Here is a 22662-nt window from a genome sequence, read left to right on the forward strand (position 1 = left end):
TCCGCTTTTAGTATACAGATGTATTTTCTTTTGTTATGTTTTCGAGTATTTCTTTCACGCGCTGCAGGAAGCGTCCGCAGATTAGGCCGTCGAGTACGCGGTGGTCGAGGGATAGGCATAGGTTTACCATATCGCGTACTCCGATCATTCCGTGGTCCATGACTACCGGGCGTTTTACGATTGATTCCACCTGTAAGATGGCTGCTTGCGGGTGATTAATGATTCCCATTGACTGTACAGAGCCAAATGAACCAGTATTGTTTACCGTAAACGTACCGCCTTGCATATCCTCAGATTTTAATTTGCCGGTACGTACTTTTTGTGCGAGCTCATTAATTTCACGGCCGATGCCTTTAATGGTTTTCTCATCCGCATGCTTGATGACAGGCACAAATAAAGCATCTTCTGTGGCCACAGCGATGGAGATATTAATATCTTTCTTTTGAATAATCTTATCACCTGCCCACATGCTGTTCATTTGAGGGAATTCTTTCAGCGCCTGGGCAATCGCTTTTACAAAGAAAGCAAAGTACGTCAGATTGAACCCTTCTTTTTGTTTGAAATCAGCTTTTAGGGAGTCGCGGTAAGCAACCAAGCCGGTTACATCCACTTCCATCATGGTCCATGCATGAGGAGCTTCATGCTTGCTCTTGAGCATATTGGCAGCAATGGCTTTTCTCACGCCGGTAACCGGAATTTCGATATCCCCGGGAGCAGATGAAACTGATTGTGCAGAAGAAGCTGGTGCTTTTAGTGGAGCTTTCGCTTCCTGCTGTGTACCATGGTCAGCTGAAGCTTCACTTGCCGGCGTATCGCCTGCTTGTGGAATCTCCCCGCTGTCAATAAGCTTCTGCAAATCCTTACGCGTAATACGTCCTTCTTTTCCTGTGCCTGTTACGAGTGAAAGGTCGATATCATGTTCCTGTGAAAGACGTAAAACTGCTGGTGAATAACGGCCTTTTGCAGCACTCTCCTTTGCATCTCCCTGTTTAGGCTTAGGCGCAGGTGGTGCAGCTTGTTCAGCTTTAGAAGCTTTAGGCTTGTCCTCTTTTTCCGCTGCAGGTTTCTCTTCACTCTCTCCGCCTTCGATTTCAATCGTACAGATTACTTCTCCGACTTCAAGTGTATCGCCTTCCTGCGCAATAAGCTCTTTCATGATTCCCGTAAATGAAGAAGGAACTTCAGCATTTACCTTATCCGTATTAACCTCAGCGATCGGATCATATTTATTTACTTGATCACCAGGTGAAACCAGCCACTTTTCAATGGTTCCTTCAGTAACGGATTCTCCAAGCTGAGGCATTGTCATTTTTTCAATAGCCAATGGTTTGCCCTCCCTAAAATTAGTATTCAGCCAGCTCTTTCATGGCTTTTTCGACTTTATCCGGATTAACCATAAAATATTTTTCCATTGTTGGTGCATAAGGCATCGCCGGTACGTCCGGTCCTGCAACACGCATGATCGGGGCATCAAGATCAAATAAGCAGTTTTCTGCAATAATCGCTGCTACCTCGCTCATAATGCTTCCTTCTTTTGTATCCTCTGTGAGCAAAAGCACCTTGCCTGTTTTTGAAGCTGCTTCAATGATCGCTTCTTTATCGAGAGGATAGACAGTACGCAGATCAAGAATATGTGCGCTATAGCCATCCTGAGCCAAACGCTCTGCTGCCTGAAGAGCAAAATGCACACATAAGCCGTACGTAATGACAGTGATATCTTCACCTTCGCGCTTTACATCTGCTTTGCCAATTTCAATTGTATAATCCTCATCCGGCACTTCCCCTTTTATAAGGCGGTAAGCACGTTTGTGCTCGAAGAATAAAACAGGATCGTTATCGCGGATTGCAGCCTTTAACAGCCCTTTTACATCGTGTGGAGTTGAAGGCATGACAATTTTTAATCCAGGCTGGTTAGCAAATATTGCTTCGACTGACTGGGAGTGATAAAGCGCCCCGTGAACACCTCCACCATAAGGAGCACGAATGACCATCGGACAGCTCCAATCATTATTTGAGCGGTAACGGATCTTTGCCGCTTCTGAAATGATCTGGTTAATAGCCGGCATGATAAAGTCGGCAAACTGCATTTCGGCAATAGGACGCATTCCGTACATTGCTGCGCCAATCCCTACACCGGCGATTGCAGATTCAGCAAGAGGTGTGTCGATAACGCGCTCTTCTCCAAACTGGTCATAAAGCCCGTTTGTTGCTTTGAACACGCCGCCTTTTTTCCCGACATCTTCTCCAAGAACAAACACGCGCTCATCGCGCTCCATTTCTTCCTTCATTGCTAGTGTTACAGCATCTATATAAGACATTACTGGCATGGATTTTTCCCTCCTTAAAGTTCTTCTTCGTACACATATTTTAAGGCTGACTGAGGCTCTGCATAAGGAGCTTTCTCAGCATATTCTGTCGCTTCATTTACTTCCTTCATAATGCGGCTGTTGATTTCTTTTTCAAGCTCATCATCCATCACATTCGTTTCCTTCAGGTAAGCTCCAAACGTAATGATTGGATCGAGCGTTTTTGCTTTAGCGACTTCATCAGGCGAACGGTAAGCGCGGTCATCATCATCTGAAGAGTGAGCAGTTAACCGGTAGGAAACTGTTTCAACAAGCGTTGGTCCTTCCCCGCGTCGTGCGCGGTCAGCCGCTTCTTTTACTACCTTGTATACTTCAAGAGGATCATTGCCGTCTACTGTTACACCAGGCATTCCATAGCCTATAGCACGATCGGATACATTTTCGCACGCTAATTGCTTTTCGATCGGAACAGAAATCGCGTATTTATTATTCTCACACATAAAAATGACCGGCAATTTATGTACTCCAGCAAAGTTTGCCCCCTCATGGAAATCTCCCTGATTTGAAGAGCCTTCGCCAAAGGTAACAAATGTCACAAGATCTTTCTTTTCCATTTTCCCGGCAAGCGCAAGGCCGACAGCATGCGGAACCTGCGTTGTTACCGGCGATGAACCCGTTACAATCCGGTTTTTCTTCTGTCCAAAATGACCAGGCATTTGCCGTCCGCCCGAATTTGGATCCTCCGCTTTTGCAAAGCCAGATAGCATCAGTTCTTTAGCTGTCATGCCAAAATGCAGCACAACTCCCATATCTCTGTAATATGGAAGAGCAAAATCCTTTTCAATATCCAGTGCAAAAGCCGCCCCAACCTGAGCTGCTTCCTGCCCCTGGCAAGAGATAACAAAAGGAATTTTCCCTGAGCGGTTTAATAGCCACATACGCTCGTCAATTCTTCTAGCCATCAGCATCGTTTCGTAAATCTTTAGCACTTGGTCGTTTGTTAGTCCAAGCTCTTCATGTCGATTCTTACTCATCTGAAGTACCTCCTTTTATCAATTAAAATTAAGAGTGAATGGCCTTTCCATCAACTGCAAGTGCTGCCTCCCCGATTGCTTCACTCAGCGATGGATGCGGGTGGATGGTTTGACCGACTTCCCATGGTGTTGCATCGAGCACGCGTGCAAGTCCTGCTTCAGAAATCATGTCCGTTACATGAGGACCGATCATATGAACCCCGAGGATATCATTTGATTTTTTATCGGCGATTATTTTTACAAATCCGTCTGATTCTCCGTAAACAAGTGCTTTCCCAATTGCTTTAAATGGGAATTTCCCTATTTTCAAATCGTACCCTTGATTTTTTGCTTCCTGTTCAGTTAAGCCTACGCTTGCTGCCTCAGGGCTTGAATAGATACACTTTGATACAAAGTCATAGTTAATCGGCTCAACCTCAAGATTTGCCATATGTTCAACTGCATGAATGCCTTCATGTGACGCCACATGCGCAAGCTGAAGACCGCCAATTACATCACCAATAGCATAAATATGGGACTCTTTAGTTTGGAATTTATCGTTAATCTGGATAAAGCCTTTTTCAATCTGAATGTCGGTATTTTCAATCCCGATGCCTTCAACATTAGCCTGGCGTCCTACTGAAACGAGTATTTTTTCGGCGCTAAAGGTTTCAGTTGAACCTTTAACCTCAGCCTGAATTGAAACATCACTGTCGCTAATTACAGCACTTTCTGCGTTTACTTTAGCTCCTGTTATAATGTTAATTCCTTTTTTCTTAAGAAGCTTTTGCATTTCTCTTGAAATATCCTCATCTTCAGTAGGAATAATTCGATCTGCATATTCAACTACTGTAACCTCGACACCAAAGTCTATCATCATGGTAGCCCATTCAATGCCAATAACTCCGCCGCCAACAATTATTACAGATTTCGGCAGACTCTCAAGCTCTAACGCTTCATCTGAACTAAGGATTCTTTCTCCATCAATTTCAAGACCCGGCAATGAACGGGGGCGGGACCCTGTTGCTACAATCACATTTTTTGGAATCAGCATTTCATTATCAGTACCATCAGTCATTTCAACTGATATGGTTCCAGGCATAGGCGAGAAGATAGAAGGTCCCAAAATACGTCCGAAGCCATCATAAACATCTATTTTCCCCTGCTTCATTAAATGTTGTACGCCTTTATGCAGTTGATCCACGATTGACTGCTTGCGTTCCTGAACCTTCGAGAAATCAAGGGTAACGTCTTTTGCAATTACACCAAACTTCTCTGCATGCTTTGCCATTGAGTAAACCTCAGCACTTCTCAGTAACGCTTTACTCGGGATGCACCCTCTGTGTAGACATGTACCTCCGATTTTTCCTTTTTCAACAACAGCTGTGCTTAAACCGAGCTGTGCCGCCCGAATGGCAGCAACGTATCCGCCCGTTCCTCCGCCTAAAATCACCAGATCATATTCTGTAGCCATGCTTGAACCTCCTGATTAGTAACGTACTTTCTGTCTGATATTCGGATAGATTTTTGCTGCTTCTTCTTCTCTTAAAACTCTTAGAGCACCTTCAGCCAGCGCCTGCAATTCATTTTCGCCAGGCTTGACAATAACATCTGCAATCCAGTCAATTCTTTCACTGATGGATTCTACGAACTCTTTTCCGTAAGCGAGTCCACCGGTTAAAATTATGGCATCCACTTTACCTGAGACAACGGCACTTGCGGCTCCTATTTCTTTCGCTACCTGATAAGCCATCGCACTGTAGACTTTTTTTGCTTCCTCATTACCCCTTGCAATCATTTTTTCCACCTGGATTGCATCATTTGTCCCTAGATATCCGACCAGGCCTCCCTGGCCAACAAGTTTCTTCATAATTTCTTCTCTGTAGTAATCCCCTGAAAAGCACAGCTCCACTAAATCTCCTGCCGGAACTGTACCAGCTCTTTCAGGGCTGAATGGTCCATCCCCGTGCAGTCCGTTATTTACTTCAATTACCCGTCCATCTTTATGAACGCCAACAGTAATCCCGCCACCCATATGTGTCACAAGAAATGTACATTTTTCATATTTCCTGCCAAGCTCTTTTGCTACACGACGTGCCACCGCTTTTTGGTTTAATGCATGAAATATACTTTTTCGCTCAATTAGGGAAAAGCCTGAGATTCTTGCAATATCATCAAGCTCATCTACAACAACCGGATCAACGATGTAAGAAGGTATATTCAGTCCTGATGCAATTTCATAGGCAATAATTCCACCCAGGTTTGATGCATGCTGACCGGAGTAACCTTTGCGTAAATCCCGCAGCATTTCATCATTTACCTCGTAAGTGCCTCCTTCAATTGGACGAAGGAGCCCGCCTCTTCCACATACAGCATTTAGTTTTGCAATATTAATCCCTTCTTCATCAAGTGCTTCAAGGATTGTTTTTTTTCTGAATTCGTATTGAGCAATAATAGTTGAGAAGCCTTCAATTTGAGCGGTTTCATGGCGAATTGTTTTTTCCAGCAGCGCGGTGTCTCCATCAAATACCCCTATTTTTGTAGACGTAGAGCCAGGGTTTATGGCTAAAATACGGTATTGTGTTTCCTGCACGATATTCCCTCCAATAGTACAGACTTATGCGCTGGTCATTCGCGCATAAGCCTTAAACTGTTCTTCTTATCTGCGGCTTAAAATATGATGTCCCTGCTGAAGAAACTGGCTTCTGGATTTTGCCATTCGTTCAATCCGTTCTTCTGCCATTCGGTCAGCTGCGACATAGCTTGGCACTTTATCACGCTTAGCGATCTCAAATACCCTTGCTACATTATCATAAATTTTCTCCACGTTTTTCATTGCCCGCTCCCGGTTATATCCGTAGAGCTCATCCGCTACATTAATTACACCGCCTGCATTAATTACATAATCCGGCGCATAAACAATCCCGCGTTCATGAAGAATATCCCCATGTCTTGTTTCTTTTAATTGGTTGTTTGCAGCTCCTGCAACGACCTTTGCTTTTAATACTTCCAATGTCACATCATTGATTACTGCTCCGAGTGCGCATGGTGTAAAAATATCGCACTCTACTCCATAAATATCATTCGGCTCTACGGCAATTGCACCAAACTCATCAACTGCACGCTGAACCGCAGCTTTATTAATATCGGTTACAATCAGCTTTGCACCTTCTTCATGAAGATGACGGCATAAAGTAAACGCAACATTTCCTACCCCCTGAACAGCAATTGTCTTGCCTTCGAGTGAATCGTCACCGTACGCTTCCATAGCTGCCGCTTTAATTCCGCGATAAACACCGTATGCTGTAACAGGAGAAGGGTTTCCTGAAGAGCCGAATGCAGGTGAGATTCCTGTTACATAGTCGGTTTCTTCATGGATTAAATCCATATCCATCACAGTAGTCCCAACATCCTCCGCTGTAATATATCGTCCTGCAAGCCCCTGGATATAACGGCCAAACGCGCGGAACATTTCTTCATTTTTATCCTTTAACGGATCACCAATAATAACTGTTTTCCCGCCGCCAAGGTTTAAGCCGGCTGCAGCATTTTTGTAGGTCATTCCTTTTGCAAGGCGAAGAGCGTCTTCAATCGCAGCCTCTTCATTTTCATATGTCCACATTCTTGTTCCGCCTAAAGCTGGTCCAAGCGTTGTATCATGTATGGCAATAATGGCTTTTAATCCTGATGTTTTATCCTGACAGAAAACCAGCTGCTCATAATCATATTTTTCCATATAAGTGAATAATTCCATTTTCTTTTCCTCCCAAAGGATCCTAGTTTTTAATTGGTTGAGCAAATTGCGAGTGCAAGTGAATTCAGCTTGCTCAGGGCTGAGTCAGCACGGGAAGTGAGTACGATCGGGGCTTTTGCTCCTGCAATAACTGCGCCAACCTGACTGTTTCCAAAGTACATTAAAGATTTATATAAAATATTGCCTGCTTCAATAGAAGGAACAAGTAAAATGTCAGCTTGTCCCGCTACCTCTCCTCCAACCTTCTTGTGAGCAGCTGCATCCATTGAAACGGCATTATCGAGCGCAAGGGGTCCGTCCACTTTACATCCCTGAATCTGGCCTCTATTGTTCATAGAGGTTAAAGCAGCTGCATCCAGGGTCGACTGCATAGCAGGATTTATCACTTCAACTGCAGCCAGAGGGGCTACTTTCGGATTGTCCAGACCGATCCTATGAGCTACAGTCACTGCGTTTTTTAGAATCTGAACCTTCTGCTGCAGGTCAGGAGACACATTCATGGCAGCATCTGTCACGATGATACTTCGCTCAATTGCCGGAACTTCAAAAAGGGCTACGTGTGAAAGCACGCTTCCTGTACGCAATCCTGCCTCTTTATTTAAAACAGCCTTTAATAAGGAGGCAGTATCAATATGACCCTTCATCAGCACTGACGCTTCACCGCCTGAAACCGCCTGCACGCCTTTTCGAGCTGCATCGTGAGAATTTTCTGCCTGACGGGTTACTACCCTGCCTGTTTCAGGAAGAGAGGGATAATGAGCGGCGATCAGATCATTTATTTTCTTTTCGTCACCGATTAAAATAAAATTTGCCAGTTCACTTTCACACGCCATTTCTACCGCCCTCAGCACTTCCCGGTCCTCTGCACATACAACAGCGACCGCAGCCTCCTGCATAGAAGCTGCCTGTTTTAAAATGTCTTTAAATGCAACCACTGAGTTAAACGCTCCTTCCCGTTTCAAGCTCATATTTTTCGATTTTATAGTATAGGTTACGAATGGAAATATCCAGCTCTTTTGATGCTGCTGTTTTGTTTCCTTTATGCTTAACCAATGTCCGTTCAATAATCTCTTTTTCAAGTCTTTCCAGCTGTTCAGCAAGTGTGCCCTTCTGCTCGTCCTGATCGGGTTTGGTATGATTCGCATTGAGAGGGATCAGGTGTTTGGGCTCGATTAATTTTTCGTGATGCTGCATAAAAATCATAGCCCGGCTCAGCACATTCTCAAGCTCCAGAATGTTTCCCGGCCATGAATAATCCATAAGCTGCCTGATCGCATTGGCGGATACACCTTTTACATGTCTGCCAAAAGCCTGATTAAGATTTTGCACAAGCCGGTCGCACAGTGCAGGAATATCCATTTTATGAGTTCGCAGGGAAGGGAGCTGAATAGGTAGTTTATTTAATAAGTAATAAAGCTCTTCTAAGAACTGTCCTTTTGATATTCCACGCTCTAAATTATGGTTTGTAGCAGCAATAATCCTGGCTTTTAACGGAACCGGCTTGGCCCCATTTTGTCTGATAATTTGCTTGGAGTGAAGTGCTTCCAGTAAAGCAGCTTGAGTATCAAGGCTCAGCTCTCCTATTTCATCTAAAAATACAGTTCCTTCACCTGCCTGTTCCAGCAGTCCTTTTTTAATCGATTTTTCCTCGCCGTTATCCCGGCTGGCCTCACTTCCGAATAAAGCCTCTTTTAAATAAGCTGCAGGCATAGAGGCACAATTAATTCGCACAAATGAATAGAACTTCCTGTCGCTTGCATTATGTATTGCATGCGCAAATAATTCTTTACCTGTCCCGGCTTCTCCTCTAATTAAAACAGTCGTGGCTGTCTTGGCAGCCAATTTTGCCTGTCCCACCACAAGCTGGATATCATCTGATTTTCCGATAATATCGTCAAATGTATATTTTGCTTCCAGGGTCCGAATAATCCGTCTTGCCCGGTCAAGCTCTGAGGTGAGGGACTGAATTTCCGACATATCATGGATAACCCCGACGCTCCCCTTTAACTGGCCGTTGACGATAATAGGAGCTACATTTACGACAACTTCTCTTTTCTTAGGGCCCACAAGCATTTTTGCACCCCTTACAGGCCTTCTTGTTTTGAGCACCTGCATGTGCATACTTTCGCCTTCAGAAATGTCAGCTGTAGCCGGCTGGTTTATGACTTCACTTTCCGTTAATCCTGTAAGTCTTGTATAAGCCCTGTTTATGAGTATTCCCCTGCCGTGCTCATCTACAACTGAAATCGCATCATCACTTGACTGGATGATGGCCTCAAGCATGGTTTGAATTTCTTTTAGGTTGGTCATTTCCTCTGCAAGGTTGACAACTTCTGTAATATCTTTAAAAACGGCAAAAGCGCCAATAACTTCACCCTGGTCATTAATCATGGGAATCCTTGTTGTCACTACCTTTAAACCGTTATCCAAAACTAACTCCTGGTTATTTTCCGTGCGGCCGGTTTCAATAATTCTCGGAAGACCGCTCAAAGGCACTACCTGATAGATGGATTGATGAAGCGCTTTTTCCTTAGGAATGCCAACCATGGAGGAAGCTCTTTCATTAAATAAAACGATTCTGTGATCTACATCAATTCCAATCATGCCATCATGGGTTGAATTAACAATTAAATCCCGGATAAATGATTCGTGCTCCATATGATCTATAAGTGATTCTTTTTCTGTTAATAACTGATAAATAAGTGAAGCAACACTTCCAGGCACTAGGACTGTGTGAGTGGATCTTGCATTACGCAAGTCTATAAAAGTTTGCTGATCGCCAGTCACATCAATAACAATATCGGTTTCTTCAGACAAATAATCCTGCCAGATCCTGCCCGTTTTGATGGAAAGCGACCTTGCAAGTGCAAGCCCTGGTGCTTGCGGGTTAATATCAACTACTGCGTACACCTGGAACGCATCAGATTCAGCCATCACTCTTAATAATGCTGTTCCTCCGCGACCTGCTCCTACAATCAGCACTTTTTGCAATTTTTTTCATCCCCTCTTATATGTAACGCAACTTCTTGCAAGCTCCTTCATTGTACATGAAAGCCTTTTCCTTGACAATCATTTTTCGAACAAGCATAGTTTGTGTAGAAACCTGTAAGGAGATTGAATAATGTCACGAATGATTGCCTTAATAATTTTATTAATCCCTGGAATCCTAGCCGGTTATGGCATAAAGCTGATGAGAGATATGTTATTTGGTCTTCAGGCCTCCTGGATCCCTGCACTGTGGCTGCAGTTTGTACTTGGATTCCTTTTTATGGTGCTTGGAGTCGGTTTTATCGGTGGATTTCTTTTGCGCCGGGACCGCAAGAACAATAAAGTTCAGGAGCGCTTTAGAAGACAGAAATAATGATCTCAGCAACACAAGCAAAAACCCCCTTCACCTGTGCAGTGACGGGGGTTTTTAGGTTATTTGCGTAAAAGTTCTTTTCTCACTTTAAAAGCCCGGTCCGGATAATCTGTAATCACACCGGCAAGACCTGCTTCCATCCATTCTTTAAGCTTAGCAGGCTGATTGAGTGTATAAAGCCTTACCTGAATGTTCATTCTTTGACAGGATTCCATCAAGGCAGGAGTCATAACTCTATGGTTCGCATGAATGGCACTTGCGTTTGTGGTTTGGGCGAGTAAAGACGGATTAACTCCTTTTTTGGAATAAATAGCAGCTTTTGGAATTGAAGTACCCAGCTCGTGAAGACGCATAAGAGTCTGAAGATTAAAGGAAGATAAGATCATCCGATCACTAAGTGAGTATTGTGCAATTTTCTGCAAAACATCTTCCTCTAGACCCGGATACTTTACTTTGTCAGTTTTTAACTCAACATTACACAGTAAATTATTTCCTTTGAGCCATTCAAACACTTCATCAAGAGTTGGCACTTTATCGTGAGTAAACCACTTTCTTTTGTTATATCCTGCATTTAGAGACCTTATCTCTTTATAGGTAAGCTTTCCTACCATCCCTTTTCCATTTGTTGTCCGGTTAACAGTTTCATCATGAATCACCACTAATACACCGTCTTTAGTCCGCTGAACATCCAGTTCAATGCCGTCACAGCCGGCTTTGTATGCTTCTTTAAATGCCTTCATTGTATTTTCCGGGTGTATTCCTGAAGCCCCCCGGTGAGCAAAAATCTGCGTCATATTATCACACTCCATTTGATACCTTATCCTATGTCATACCCTTTATAAAGGAGAAAAACTCGGCATAAAAAAGAGACCATTCAAAGAATGGTCTCTTGGTTTTAAAATTAAAACAGCCGGTGAAAAGTTCTTCACAAACAGTCCTATTCAGCTTGCTTTATGCTCCAGGCGTAATTTATCTGCCACCATTGCAATGAACTCTGAATTCGTAGGCTTGGACTTGGCAGCTGAGACGGTGTAACCGAACAAATTTGAGATCGCATCAACATTTCCCCGGTTCCATGCTACTTCAATAGCATGACGGATTGCTCTTTCCACTCGGGAGGCAGTAGTATTGAATTTTTTTCCGATATCCGGATAAAGTACTTTTGTGATGGAGCCTAAAAGATCGATGTCATGATAGACCATTGAGATTGCTTCACGCAGATACATATATCCTTTTATGTGGGCAGGCACGCCAATTTCGTGAATAATCCCCGTTATACTTGCATCAAGGTTTTTAGGTTTAGATGAAGATTCCCGGGTAACCCTTTTTGTGCTGACCTGTGTTTGAACAGATTTCCCTTTAACCTGACGAATATTTTGAACAAGATTCTCCATGTCAAATGGCTTTAAAATAAAATAAGCTGCGCCAAGTTCAACTGCTTTGGTCGTAACATCTTCCTGACCAAAAGCTGTCAGCATAATGACATGGGGATACTTAGGGAGCTCCATTTGACGCATTCTTTCAAGAACGTTTAAGCCATCAATATGTGGCATAATAATATCAAGAAGGCACACATCCACCTCGACTTCACTAAGAACCTCCAGACAATCCTGTCCGTTATATGCAGTCGCCACAACCTCCATGTCTGGCTGATTTGAAATAAACTGTTCCAAAGTTGCCACAAGCTCTCTGTTATCATCCACTATACACACTTTAATTTTGTCCACTCTATACGTCCTCCCCGATTTAAGAAATCTTTACCCCTAATAAAATTCGACCTTGCTTGCGAAAACCCTTTGCCATTTAAAAATTTTTTAAGAAAACCCTTCTTTTCTCAATATTCCTTCAGCTTACTGTTATTTACGCTATATTTCAACATTTTTAGACATTCTGTCGAATGGCTTATATGTAAAGTTTAACACGCATTAGAGGAATGTGCTAGGTGAATATTTTCTTATTTTACATAAATAAGAAAACAGGCGTACTAAGACGCCTGTTTTTGCTGAATCGATGTTTGTCCGCTCTGTTTCACCATTTCCTCAATGGTAAGCGCGTATCCTGAGGTTGGATCGTGAACTAATACATGCGTAACAGCGCCGACCAACTTTCCATTTTGTATAATGGGACTGCCGCTCATTCCCTGGATAATTCCGCCGGTTTGGTCAATCAGTTCTTTATCCGTGATTTTAATAAGCATTCCCGTAATTCCTCCGGGAGCCTGCGTTTTTGCGCGGACAATTTCAATACCAAAGCGTTCAATCGTATTATCCTGAAGAACCGTAAGCATCTCAGCCTTTCCTTCGATAATTTCTGACTGCTTTGCAACGGTTAAAGGTGATTGAAATAATGCGTGGGAGGGTACTTCCTGAAGCTTGCCAAAAATGCCGTATTGGGAATTGCGGGTAACAGACCCGAGAATGGGATCACTTTTAGAAAATATAGCGATTTTCCCGCCGGGCTTTCCTGATATTCCTTTTTGAATGCCATCAATATGGGTTTGAAGAACAGAACCCTTTCTTATTTCCACGGCCCGTTTAGTGTCCGCATCGGCTACAACATGACCAAGCGCTCCAAATTGACCTGTATCGGGGTCAATATAAGAAACCGTGCCAATCCCCTGCGTATGATGACGAACATATAATCCTAATTGCGGGCTGCCTTCTGCGTTATAAGATGGTGTTACCGTTATTTGCTTAACCCTTCCTTCCCGTTCAATCTCCAGCTGAATCGTCTTACTATTTTTGGACTGCTGTGAAAGAACCTGGGAAAGATCAGAAGCCGTTGATACCGGGACTCCATTGATTTTGGTTAATGTGTCCCCTACCTCAAGACCGGCCTTGGACGCAGGTGCATCCTCAACTGAAGGTTCATTAACAGAATGAAACCCAACAATCATTACCCCTTTAGTTTCAAGAGAAATCCCTATCGATTGACCGCCAGGAATTAATTTTACAGATGAAGCATGCATCGTTTCGTCCATTGAAGGGAACAACAACAGCATATTTATGCTTAAAATAACTAAAATCTTTTTAAAGCTCATCATTTTCTCCCCCTTCTAAGACTGCCGAGTACCTTCTTAATGTGAGCGAAATCAGACAGAATTATCACCTAGAAAAAAATAAAAAGCCATCCGTAAATGGATGACTTTACTATTAAAAGCGGAAGGCGCTCGTTCAGCTCCGACAAGCATAAGACGACCTGCACAAGAAGGCGCTTTTTGCCTTCTGGGCAGGGTGGCTTATGACTCGAGGAGCTAGCGCCTGAAGCTGGATACATTAAAAGCGCAAGCAGACACTTAAACCGTCGTCTTTTTAATGGAGTGGGCAAGATCAAGCAGCTCTTTTGCATGGCTGAGTGTTAAGTCAGTAATTTCCACTCCCGAGATCATCCGGCTGATTTCCTGCACTCTGTCCTTTTCTTCAAGAGGCAGAACATGTGTAATCGTGCGATCATTTTTTACTTCCTTGGAAATAAATAAATGGCGGTCACTTATAGCTGCTACCTGCGGCAAATGAGAAATACAGAGCACCTGTGAATGAACAGAAACAGCATAAATTTTTTCGGCAATCGCCTGGGCAACCCTTCCGCTGACACCGGTATCCACTTCATCAAAAATAATGGACGTAATTCCCTGGTGTTTTGAAAAAATGGTTTTTAACGCCAGCATGATTCTGGAAATTTCACCGCCTGAGGCAACCTTCGTTAATGGCTTTAACGGCTCCCCGGGATTTGTCGAGATATAAAATTCCACGCTGTCGGTACCATCCTTTTTAAAATTCAGCTGGCGCTCCCCGGCACTTCCTTGAGCTCCATGAAAGTAAACCTCAAAAACCGCCTTATTCATATGAAGAGCCTGCAGCTGACCATGGATTTCATCTGTTAGCATCTGTGCCCATTTCTTCCTTACTGAAGAAAGATTGTCTGCTTCAAGCGACAGATCCTCTGTAATCGACGCCCGCCTTTTTTCTAAATCTTTAATCGTTGACTCCCGATTAGTAATGGACTCAATTTCCTCTTCAATTGTTGCAGCGAACTGGACAATTTCAGTTATTGAATTTCCGTATTTTCGTTTTAACTGATTAATTTCATTCAGGCGGTCGTCAATGACTTGAAGACGGTCAGGATCATATTCCAGCGCATCGAGCTGATGCCTGATCGAATTGCTTGCTTCCTCTAATAAATAAAAGCTGTTCGCGATTGATTCACTTGTTGGAGCAAGTGTTGCATCAATTTCAGCAGCATCTTCAATATTCGACATCGCCAGTCCCGTCCAGTCGAGACCTTTTTGTTCTCCCTGAAGGGAATCGTAGGCTGTTTGGAGTGAGCTGAATAAACGTTCAAAATTAACGAGTCTGCTTTTTTCTTCCAACAACTGGCTGTCTTCCTCAATTTCCAGCGCAGCTTGTTCGATTTCATTAAATTGAAACTGCAGCAGGTCAAGCCGGTGAGCCATTTGCTGTTCATTTTCTGAGAGAGCTCTTATTTGCCTCTGAACGGCTTCGTATTCCTCATAAAGCTCTGAATAAGCAGCTTTTGCAGGCTTTATTTCCTGCCCTCCAAATTGGTCCAGAAGGTTTAAATGCCTGTTTTCATCCATTAATTCCTGGCTTTCATGCTGACCATGAACATCAATAAGTGTAGCACCGACTTCTCTTAAAATGGCAATCGTAACAAGCTTTCCATTGATCCGGCAGGCGCTTTTTCCCGTCTGTGAAATATCCCGCTTTAACAAAATCATTCCATCTTCAATGTCAATTCCTAAATCAGCACACTTCAAATAACACGGATGTCCTTTTTCAATCGTAAAAATACCTTCGATTTCTGCTTTCTTTTCTCCATGGCGGACAAATTCAGAGGACCCTCTTCCTCCCACGAGAAGCTGGACTGCATCGATAATAATCGATTTTCCTGCACCAGTTTCTCCAGTTAAAACCGTTAACCCCTCCTCAAGGGAGAGCGCAAGTTCATCAATAATGGCAAAATTTCGAATGGATAGCTCCTGTAGCAATCTAATTCACCTCAACTTTTACAGCATATCGATAAAACGCTGTGAAATGATGCTTGTATCTTCTTCACTTTTACAAATAATCAAACACGTATCATCCCCGCAAATAGTTCCCATAATTTCATCCCAGTCAAGATTATCAATTAATGCGCCGATAGCGTTTGCATTTCCCGGAAGAGTTTTCATAACCAGCAGATTACCTGCCCCGTCTATGCGGACAAAAGCATCTGTCAATGTGCGTTTCAGCTTTTGCAGCGGATTAAACCGCTGATCTGCCGGAAGGCTGTATTTGTAGCGGCCATCAATCAGCGGCACCTTCACTAAATGCAGCTCTTTAATATCTCTTGAAATAGTCGCCTGAGTTACAGGAAAACCGGCATTTTTCAGCTGGTCGACAAGCTCATCCTGGGTTTCAATATCATTGTTTACAACGATTTCTCTTATTTTAATATGACGCTGCCCTTTATTAATCATTTTCTCCACTCCATTTTTCAATGAATAATTATGCATATAGATTAATCCTACCGTAAATCCTTTCATTTGTACAACAAAAGGAGAATGTTTGAGTTCTTACCGCAGAAGTTACATTATGAAAATTTTACTTTGGATGGTTCTTTCATAGTATCCTTCCAAAGGCAAATAAAAAACAGCCTATTGGCTGTTTTTTATATTTTTGATTTTAATTCCGAATGGGCCGCTTTAACGATCCCCTGAACATCAGGAGAAGAGATTGAGTCTTCCTGCTTGCTGGTGGTAAAGGTTAAATGCAGTAAGAATTCTATATTCCCGTCTCCCCCAGTGATAGGAGAATGCGTGACTCCGGAAATACGGTAGCCTTCATCCTGTGCAAAGCGAACGATTCTCGACAGCACCTCTTCATGGATAGATGCTTCCCGCACAATCCCTTTTTTTCCTACCTGGTCGCGTCCTGCTTCAAATTGAGGTTTTACCAGTGCTACTACCTCACTATTATCTTCAAGGAGTGTTTTTAAAACAGGAAGAATGATCCTTAAGGAAATGAAGGATACATCAATTGAAGCAAAGTTTGGCAATCCTTTTGACAGCTTGTCAGGGGTCAGGTAACGGAAATTTGTTTTTTCCATTACAACTACCCGTTCATCCTGCCTGAGCTTCCATGCCAATTGATTACTTCCTACATCGACTGCATAAGACATTTCTGCTCCTTTTTGCAGCGCACAGTCAGTAAATCCCCCGGTAGAAGAACCTACGTCAATCATTCTTTTTCCTGTTACATCAATATCAAAGGAGGTTAAAGCTTTTTCAAGCTTTAATCCTCCCCTGCTTACATATGGGAGAACCTTTCCTTTTATACTTAAAAGTGTATCCTCGGGGATCTTTTCTCCCGGCTTGTCCAACCGGACCTCATTGGCGAACACAAGTCCTGCCATTATTGATCTTTTTGCTTTTTCTCTGGTTTCTGCAAGGCCCTGTTCGACCATCAGAACGTCCACACGTTGTTTTTGAACCTTCATATTTACGCCCTTTTTTGTTTAACAGCTGCAATCGATTGAATGATTTCTACTGCACGATTATCTGTTAAATTGATTTCTTCCAATAATTTATCTACGCTTCCGTGCTCAATAAATTGATCCGGAATACCCATCCGATTGATTTGTACATGAGATGCTCCCTGTGTTTGTGCAAACTCAAGCACTGCACTGCCAAATCCACCCTGCAGAACTGCTTCTTCGATGGTCAAAATCGGAAGACCCTCAGCAAAAATATCCTTAAGCATTGCTTCATCCAGCGGTTTAATAAATCTGGCATTCACAACTCTGGCAGAAATGCCTTTTGCAGCTAATTTCGTTGCCGCACTTTGGGCCATCGGGATCGTCGTGCCAAACGTTAAGATAACAGCATCAGTTCCCTTTGATAAAACCTCCCAGCTGCCAATCGGAATGGTCGTAAGCTCTTTATCCATTGGAACGCCCAAACCGTTTCCTCTCGGATAACGCATAGCAATGGGACCTTCGTTATAGCTAATAGCTGTATTAACCATATGCTGACCTTCATTTTCGTCTTTTGGCATCATTACGACCATATTCGGCAAATGACGCAGAAATGCGATATCAAAAACTCCCTGGTGTGTTTCACCGTCGGCTCCTACGAGTCCTGCACGGTCAATGCCGATAAATACATTTAAGTTCTGGCGGCATATATCATGCACGACCTGATCATAAGCACGCTGCAAAAATGTAGAATAAATGGCCAGGAACGGCTTCATGTTTTGAGTTGCAAGCCCGGCTGAAAGTGTTGTGGCATGCTGTTCAGCAATTCCCACGTCAAACATCCGGTCCGGAAACTCACTGGCAAAGCCTTCAAGCTTTGACCCAACAGGCATAGCCGGGGTAACTGCAACAATTCGATCATCTTCTCTTGCCAGATTCCTCACCGTTTCGCTTACAAGGGCACTCCAGCCTGGCGCTTTAGAATTTGATTTAATTAAATCTCCAGTATCAATTTTATAGGGGCCAGTGCCGTGCCACGTTCCGATTTTATCCGTTTCAGCAGGATTAAACCCTTTTCCTTTTTTTGTAATAACATGTAATAAGACAGGTCCTTTTGTTTTCTTAGCATATTGAATATTTTCTTCGAGCTCATCAAAATTGTGTCCGTCTACAGGACCCAGATACGTAAATCCTAATTCTTCAAAGAAAACTCCCGAAACCAGCAGATATTTTAAGCTGTCTTTTACGCGTTCAGCAGTTGATGCAAGCTTTCCGCCTACTGCAGGGATCTTCTTTAATAAATACTCAAGCTCATCTTTGGCCTTATTATATTTTCCAGCAGTACGCAAACGTCCCAATACACTATGGAGAGCGCCTACATTTGGCGCTATGGACATTTCATTATCATTTAAGATAACGGTAATGTCTTTTTTCTCATGGCCAATATGGTTTAATGCTTCAAGCGCCATACCGCCTGTTAAAGCACCGTCTCCTATAATTGGCACAACATAATTGGACTCTCCTTTAATATCGCGCGCGATTGCCATCCCCATTGCTGCGGATAAAGAGGTAGAGCTATGCCCCGTCTCCCATACATCATGCTCGCTTTCAATCATTTTAGGAAAGCCGCAAAGTCCTTTAAACTGACGGAGCGTGTCAAACTGGTCTCCTCTGCCGGTCAGTATTTTATGAACATATGATTGATGGCCTACATCCCATAGGAGCTTGTCTTTAGGGCTATCAAAATGCTTATGCAATGCCAGCGTTAATTCAACTACTCCCAGGTTTGGGCCTATATGTCCTCCGGTAGCAGAAAGATTTCCGATCAGAAATTGTCGAATGTCCTCACTTAGACTCTCGAGCTCTGCTTTATTCATGTCTTTTAATACGGACGGATCCTTTATCATTGAAACATCCATTTGGATCACTCACTTTCATCCAGATTCAGTTGTCCTGTTTTTTCGTTTTATTTTTCTTTGTATCCTTTATTATAACAATATGTAGCTTTTCCTCAAGAAATTGTAGAGTTTTGCCGACTTGAAAGATGATATCCCGTGAAAATTGTATCGCAATTGACTTCCCGATTGCCTTCCCACCAACTGTCAGAGCAGCAATAATACTCGTTAAACCGATATTAAGAGAATTTTCCAGAACAGAACTCGTTCCTGTTTGAAAATCCTGAGCAAGCTGAATAATAACAATCGTTGCGGCCGCTCCACTTATTATACCCGCAATATCACCAATTACATCATTACAAAAGCTCGCAAAACGATCCGCATTTCGTACAATGCGGATGGAATGGCGAGCACCATATACTTTATTTGAAGCCATCGAGTGGTACGGTTTTTCATCGGCGGCAGTTGCTGCAATGCCGAGCATATCAAAAAATACCCCGATCACAACAATGGCAAGGACCACCAGCAGGCCAACTGTCCAGTCTACCTGGTTTAGAACGCTTGTGGATGCCAGTGAAAAAATAGCCGCTAACACAGCAGTGATAACGGCTATACTTATACTCCATTTTAATGATTTATGTAAAAAGCTTCGCATCTTTATGTACACACCAATCTAATAATATGGGGGTCATGATTGAAGTAAAAATTACGGCTTAGGTCCAGTAGGTTTTCCCAGATCAGTACTGGTTGTTGCCATCCCAGCGGTTTCCCTTTAAATCAATCTCGGCAATGTCACCATTTGCCGGACTGGATTGCCACTTAGTCCGTACTGTAATCCCTCAATCATGCAGCCTTGCGACAGTCTAGGAGATTTCCTCAACAGCCTAACACTAGATTCCTTATCCTCTTTTGCAGAGAAGATTTCATGCGGACGGAAAAGAACATATTAATGGCCAACTAATGTGTTCTCTATAACCGCAATCCCCTCTAACTCCACTCAAGGCAGGCTACGCTGCGGATGATTGTCATCACTTCCGCAGGTTTATACAATCGTCTTTACGCATATGCGTTTGCCAGCTAAAGAACGAAAGCCTCCGCGGTTTGCGGGTCATCGCCCACATGCCATTGTGGATCGCCCGAAAACCTTACTCCCGGAAAAAGCCCAAAGCTGGGCGCCTCAAGCCAAGACCAGGAACTTCATCGATATGCCCTTTAGTGGATTTTTAGGCCCACCTTCGGAATCGGCAGACTGACTAGAATACTGCACCACCCTGAAAACGATTATAACATAAATTAGCTTTATTTTATTCTTTAATGCTTATGAAGTGCGATTGACAACCATGTCTGCAAGTTCATGAAGCAGATTATTTTGTAACGGAAGATCTTCTAAAGCAGCTTTCGCCAGATGGAGATGCTGACTTAGCTTTTCTTTTGCTCCCTGCATTCCTAATAGCGCAGGATAAGTGCTTTTGTTGCGTGATTCATCACTTCCCACAGGTTTTCCGATCTCAATTTCGTTCCCTTCAACATCAAGTACATCATCACGAATTTGAAAAGCCAGGCCGATATGAAGAGCATAATCCTCAAGCTTTCTCTGCTGTTCTTCAGTAACACCGCTCATAATACTGCCTGCACTAACTGAAAACTGAAGCAGTAGGCCTGTTTTCCGCAAGTGAATGGACTCAAGTTCATCCGCCGTCAATTGTGTATTTTCCCCTTCAATATCTGCAACCTGGCCGCCTACCATTCCTTCAGCTCCCGCTCTAAGAGAAAGAGAAGATATCAGTTCAAGCTTCTGCCGGTCTGTAAAGGGACTGGTTGAAAGGAGGTAAAAGCTATGAGTCAATAAGGCGTCGCCTGCGAGAATAGCTAACGCTTCCCCGTAGACTTTATGGTTGGTCGGCTTCCCTCTTCGAAGATCATCATCATCCATGCTAGGAAGGTCATCATGGATAAGCGAGTAGGTGTGAACCATTTCAATTGCAGCAGCGGCTTTCACCCCTTTTGAACAATCTGCACCAAACGCGCTCATCACTGCAAGCATCAGAATTGGACGGATTCTTTTCCCTCCCGCTGTTAAAGAATAGTGCATGGATTTTTTTAATGAAAGAGGTGCCTTAAGGCGGTCTATTTCGTCAACCATTACAGATTCAACCATATCTTTATACGTTTTTATAAATGACTGAAGCTCCGTCATGATGTAGAATCCTCATCTTGAATAGAGAGCGGCTTTTCTCCTTCTTCTGTTATCACTGTAGCCATTTGTTTCTCTGCCCGCTGAAGCTTATCATGGCAAAGCTTAGAAAGCTCAACCCCTTTTTGATAAATGGATAACGCTTCTTCTAAGGGAACATCGCCCTCTTCAAGCTTTGTAACAATTGATTCTAGCTGATTCATTGCTTCTTCAAATGTAATTTGTTTTTTTTCAGGCATTACTTTTCACGCTCCTTGACTTCATTAACCTCACACCATAGCTCTTTAGTTGAAAGAGCCACTTTTATTTGCTCCCCAGCCGAAACCGTAGAGTCATCTTTAATTAGACGGTTTTCTTTATCATACACCAAACTGTAGCCTCTTTTCATAATTCTAAGCGGACTGAGTGCTTCAAGAGTTGATAAGATGCCATTAAACTGAGACTGATTTTGCTTTAGCACTTCGTTCATCCTGTATTGAATCGAACGGTTAAGGTGTGCTAATCGTTCATTCTGACGAATCAGCAGCTGCTCAGGATGCATTCTTTGAAGACGTCTGTCCAGACTTTTCCAAGCCTCCCTGCGTGTATCAGTCGCCTGGTAAAGCTCCCTCCTTAATTGAGAGGACAGCCGGTCAAGCCTTTCCATCTGCTGCTGATATAATCTTTCAGGCTTTTTAAATACCATTGAGCCGGAAAGAAGGGATAACTGATGCCTTTTAACATTCAAAAACTCATTCATCGCCCTTGTATTTCTTATTTCCTTCGTCAAAAGACGTTCTCTTACTTCATCGATATGCGGAACTGCCATTTCCGCTGCAGCAGTGGGGGTTGGTGCCCGCCGGTCAGCAGCAAAATCAGCGATAGTTGTATCTGTTTCATGTCCGACAGCTGAAATCACAGGGATTCCAAAACCCGCAATTCTGCGAGCCACTTTTTCTTCATTAAAGGACCAAAGTTCTTCAATTGATCCTCCTCCTCTGCCGATAATGAGAAGGTCAAGCGAGGAATCTTTTGAAGCCAGATCCATAGCTTGTACGATGCTTTGAACAGCCTTATCCCCCTGGACCGATGCAGGATAAAGCTTCACTTTTGCGATCGGATATCTTCGCTCAATGGTCGTAATAATATCCCTGATCACTGCGCCGGTCGGGGAGGTTACAACTCCTATTGTTTGGGGAAACGGAGGCAGCGTTTTTTTTCCTGCAGGGTCAAATAGGCCTTCCTTTGACAGCTTTTCCTTCAGCTGTTCATAAGCTAAAAACAGTGCACCTATTCCCTCAGGCTCCATCGATTTTACATAAAGCTGGTATTGTCCGGACGCCTCATACACTGATGCATCTGCTGTTACCAGCACCATCATGCCATTTTCCGGCTGAAATTTAAGCCTGCTGCTGTTTGCTTGAAACATTACAGCAAGGATCCTAGCTTTATCATCCTTTAGAGTAAAATAACAATGTCCGCTCGAATGACGTTTAAAGTTTGAAATTTCACCTTTAATAAAAAGGTTTGACAGGTGAGGATCTGCATCAAATTTTCTTTTTATGTATTTAGTCAGAGCTTGAACGGTCAAATATTTTGGATCGTTCATGCTATCACTTCCTTTGTTTTTGAATAACTGGCAGTGTTCAGTCTTAAAAAGGAGCAGGCTCAAAATCTGAGCCGGCT

Annotated in this window: 20 protein-coding genes; 1 reads left to right on the forward strand and 19 read right to left on the reverse strand. The window is 43.1% G+C overall.

All coding sequences use genetic code 11. The features are described 5' to 3' along the window. Positions 1 to 7: 7 nt before the first annotated feature. The 8 genes from C4B60_RS04610 to C4B60_RS04645 all read right to left on the reverse strand — a co-directional run bounded on the left by C4B60_RS04610 (position 8) and on the right by C4B60_RS04645 (position 10064). Positions 8 to 1324, reverse strand: a complete 1317-nt coding sequence (locus C4B60_RS04610) for a dihydrolipoamide acetyltransferase family protein (protein WP_104056842.1) — start codon at positions 1322 to 1324, stop codon at positions 8 to 10. Positions 1325 to 1343: 19 nt separating this feature from the next. Then, entirely contained in the window at positions 1344 to 2327 is a 984-nt protein-coding gene (locus C4B60_RS04615; protein ID WP_104056843.1) for an alpha-ketoacid dehydrogenase subunit beta, read from the reverse strand. Between the two features lie 14 nt (positions 2328 to 2341). Next, a complete protein-coding gene (locus tag C4B60_RS04620; protein WP_104056844.1) occupies positions 2342 to 3340 on the reverse strand; it encodes a thiamine pyrophosphate-dependent dehydrogenase E1 component subunit alpha in 999 nt (332 codons plus the stop codon). Between the two features lie 28 nt (positions 3341 to 3368). Beyond that, positions 3369 to 4793 (reverse strand): dihydrolipoyl dehydrogenase, encoded by a 1425-nt coding sequence (lpdA, locus tag C4B60_RS04625; RefSeq protein WP_104056845.1) that lies wholly within the window; start codon positions 4791 to 4793, stop codon positions 3369 to 3371. A 15-nt stretch (positions 4794 to 4808) separates the two neighbouring features. Continuing rightward, positions 4809 to 5912, reverse strand: coding sequence for a butyrate kinase (buk, locus tag C4B60_RS04630; protein ID WP_104056846.1), 1104 nt, complete (start codon positions 5910 to 5912; stop codon positions 4809 to 4811). A 66-nt stretch (positions 5913 to 5978) separates the two neighbouring features. Then, positions 5979 to 7073 carry a branched-chain amino acid dehydrogenase gene (bcd, locus tag C4B60_RS04635; RefSeq protein ID WP_104056847.1) on the reverse strand — a complete coding sequence of 365 codons (1095 nt, stop codon included), beginning with the start codon at positions 7071 to 7073 and terminating at the stop codon, positions 5979 to 5981. Between the two features lie 29 nt (positions 7074 to 7102). Next, complete coding sequence (gene yqiS, locus C4B60_RS04640) at positions 7103 to 8008, reverse strand: phosphate butyryltransferase (protein ID WP_280632254.1); 906 nt, start codon at positions 8006 to 8008, stop codon at positions 7103 to 7105. A gap of 4 nt (positions 8009 to 8012) precedes the next feature. Beyond that, positions 8013 to 10064: a sigma-54 interaction domain-containing protein gene (locus C4B60_RS04645; RefSeq protein WP_104056849.1), complete on the reverse strand. Its 2052-nt coding sequence runs from the start codon at positions 10062 to 10064 to the stop codon at positions 8013 to 8015. A gap of 130 nt (positions 10065 to 10194) precedes the next feature. Between C4B60_RS04645 and C4B60_RS04650 the strand changes: the two genes are divergently transcribed. Next, on the forward strand, positions 10195 to 10434 hold the full coding sequence (locus C4B60_RS04650) for a DUF2627 domain-containing protein (protein ID WP_104056850.1): 240 nt from the start codon (positions 10195 to 10197) through the stop codon (positions 10432 to 10434). A 59-nt stretch (positions 10435 to 10493) separates the two neighbouring features. Here the strand turns inward: C4B60_RS04650 and C4B60_RS04655 are convergent, their stop codons facing one another. From C4B60_RS04655 to xseA, 11 genes are all read right to left on the reverse strand, one after another. Then, on the reverse strand, positions 10494 to 11228 hold the full coding sequence (locus tag C4B60_RS04655) for a glycerophosphodiester phosphodiesterase (RefSeq protein WP_167578575.1): 735 nt from the start codon (positions 11226 to 11228) through the stop codon (positions 10494 to 10496). A 147-nt stretch (positions 11229 to 11375) separates the two neighbouring features. Next, complete coding sequence (gene spo0A, locus C4B60_RS04660) at positions 11376 to 12161, reverse strand: sporulation transcription factor Spo0A (protein WP_104056852.1); 786 nt, start codon at positions 12159 to 12161, stop codon at positions 11376 to 11378. 257 nt (positions 12162 to 12418) lie between these two features. Then, positions 12419 to 13474, reverse strand: a complete 1056-nt coding sequence (gene spoIVB, locus C4B60_RS04665; protein ID WP_167578576.1) for a SpoIVB peptidase — start codon at positions 13472 to 13474, stop codon at positions 12419 to 12421. Between the two features lie 255 nt (positions 13475 to 13729). After that, complete coding sequence (recN, locus tag C4B60_RS04670; RefSeq protein ID WP_104056854.1) at positions 13730 to 15442, reverse strand: DNA repair protein RecN; 1713 nt, start codon at positions 15440 to 15442, stop codon at positions 13730 to 13732. Between the two features lie 18 nt (positions 15443 to 15460). After that, on the reverse strand, positions 15461 to 15910 hold the full coding sequence (ahrC, locus tag C4B60_RS04675) for a transcriptional regulator AhrC/ArgR (protein WP_104057259.1): 450 nt from the start codon (positions 15908 to 15910) through the stop codon (positions 15461 to 15463). Between the two features lie 194 nt (positions 15911 to 16104). Next, positions 16105 to 16932, reverse strand: coding sequence for a TlyA family RNA methyltransferase (locus C4B60_RS04680; RefSeq protein WP_104056855.1), 828 nt, complete (start codon positions 16930 to 16932; stop codon positions 16105 to 16107). Positions 16933 to 16934: 2 nt separating this feature from the next. Beyond that, a complete protein-coding gene (gene dxs, locus C4B60_RS04685; protein WP_104057260.1) occupies positions 16935 to 18827 on the reverse strand; it encodes a 1-deoxy-D-xylulose-5-phosphate synthase in 1893 nt (630 codons plus the stop codon). A 25-nt stretch (positions 18828 to 18852) separates the two neighbouring features. Then, positions 18853 to 19458, reverse strand: a complete 606-nt coding sequence (locus C4B60_RS04690) for a hypothetical protein (RefSeq protein WP_104056856.1) — start codon at positions 19456 to 19458, stop codon at positions 18853 to 18855. 663 nt (positions 19459 to 20121) lie between these two features. After that, the gene (locus C4B60_RS04695; RefSeq protein WP_209020060.1) at positions 20122 to 21000 is read right to left on the reverse strand and encodes a polyprenyl synthetase family protein; all 879 of its coding nucleotides are present in this window, start codon (positions 20998 to 21000) and stop codon (positions 20122 to 20124) included. Then, on the reverse strand, positions 20997 to 21236 hold the full coding sequence (gene xseB / locus C4B60_RS04700) for an exodeoxyribonuclease VII small subunit (RefSeq protein ID WP_104056858.1): 240 nt from the start codon (positions 21234 to 21236) through the stop codon (positions 20997 to 20999). The genes C4B60_RS04695 and xseB overlap by 4 nt, the downstream gene beginning before the upstream one ends. After that, complete coding sequence (gene xseA, locus C4B60_RS04705; RefSeq protein WP_104056859.1) at positions 21236 to 22585, reverse strand: exodeoxyribonuclease VII large subunit; 1350 nt, start codon at positions 22583 to 22585, stop codon at positions 21236 to 21238. The genes xseB and xseA overlap by 1 nt, the downstream gene beginning before the upstream one ends. Positions 22586 to 22662 lie beyond the last annotated feature (77 nt).

Origin of the sequence: Jeotgalibacillus proteolyticus (assembly GCF_002926065.1) — a bacterium.
GTDB classification, from domain to species: domain Bacteria; phylum Bacillota; class Bacilli; order Bacillales; family Jeotgalibacillaceae; genus Jeotgalibacillus; species Jeotgalibacillus proteolyticus.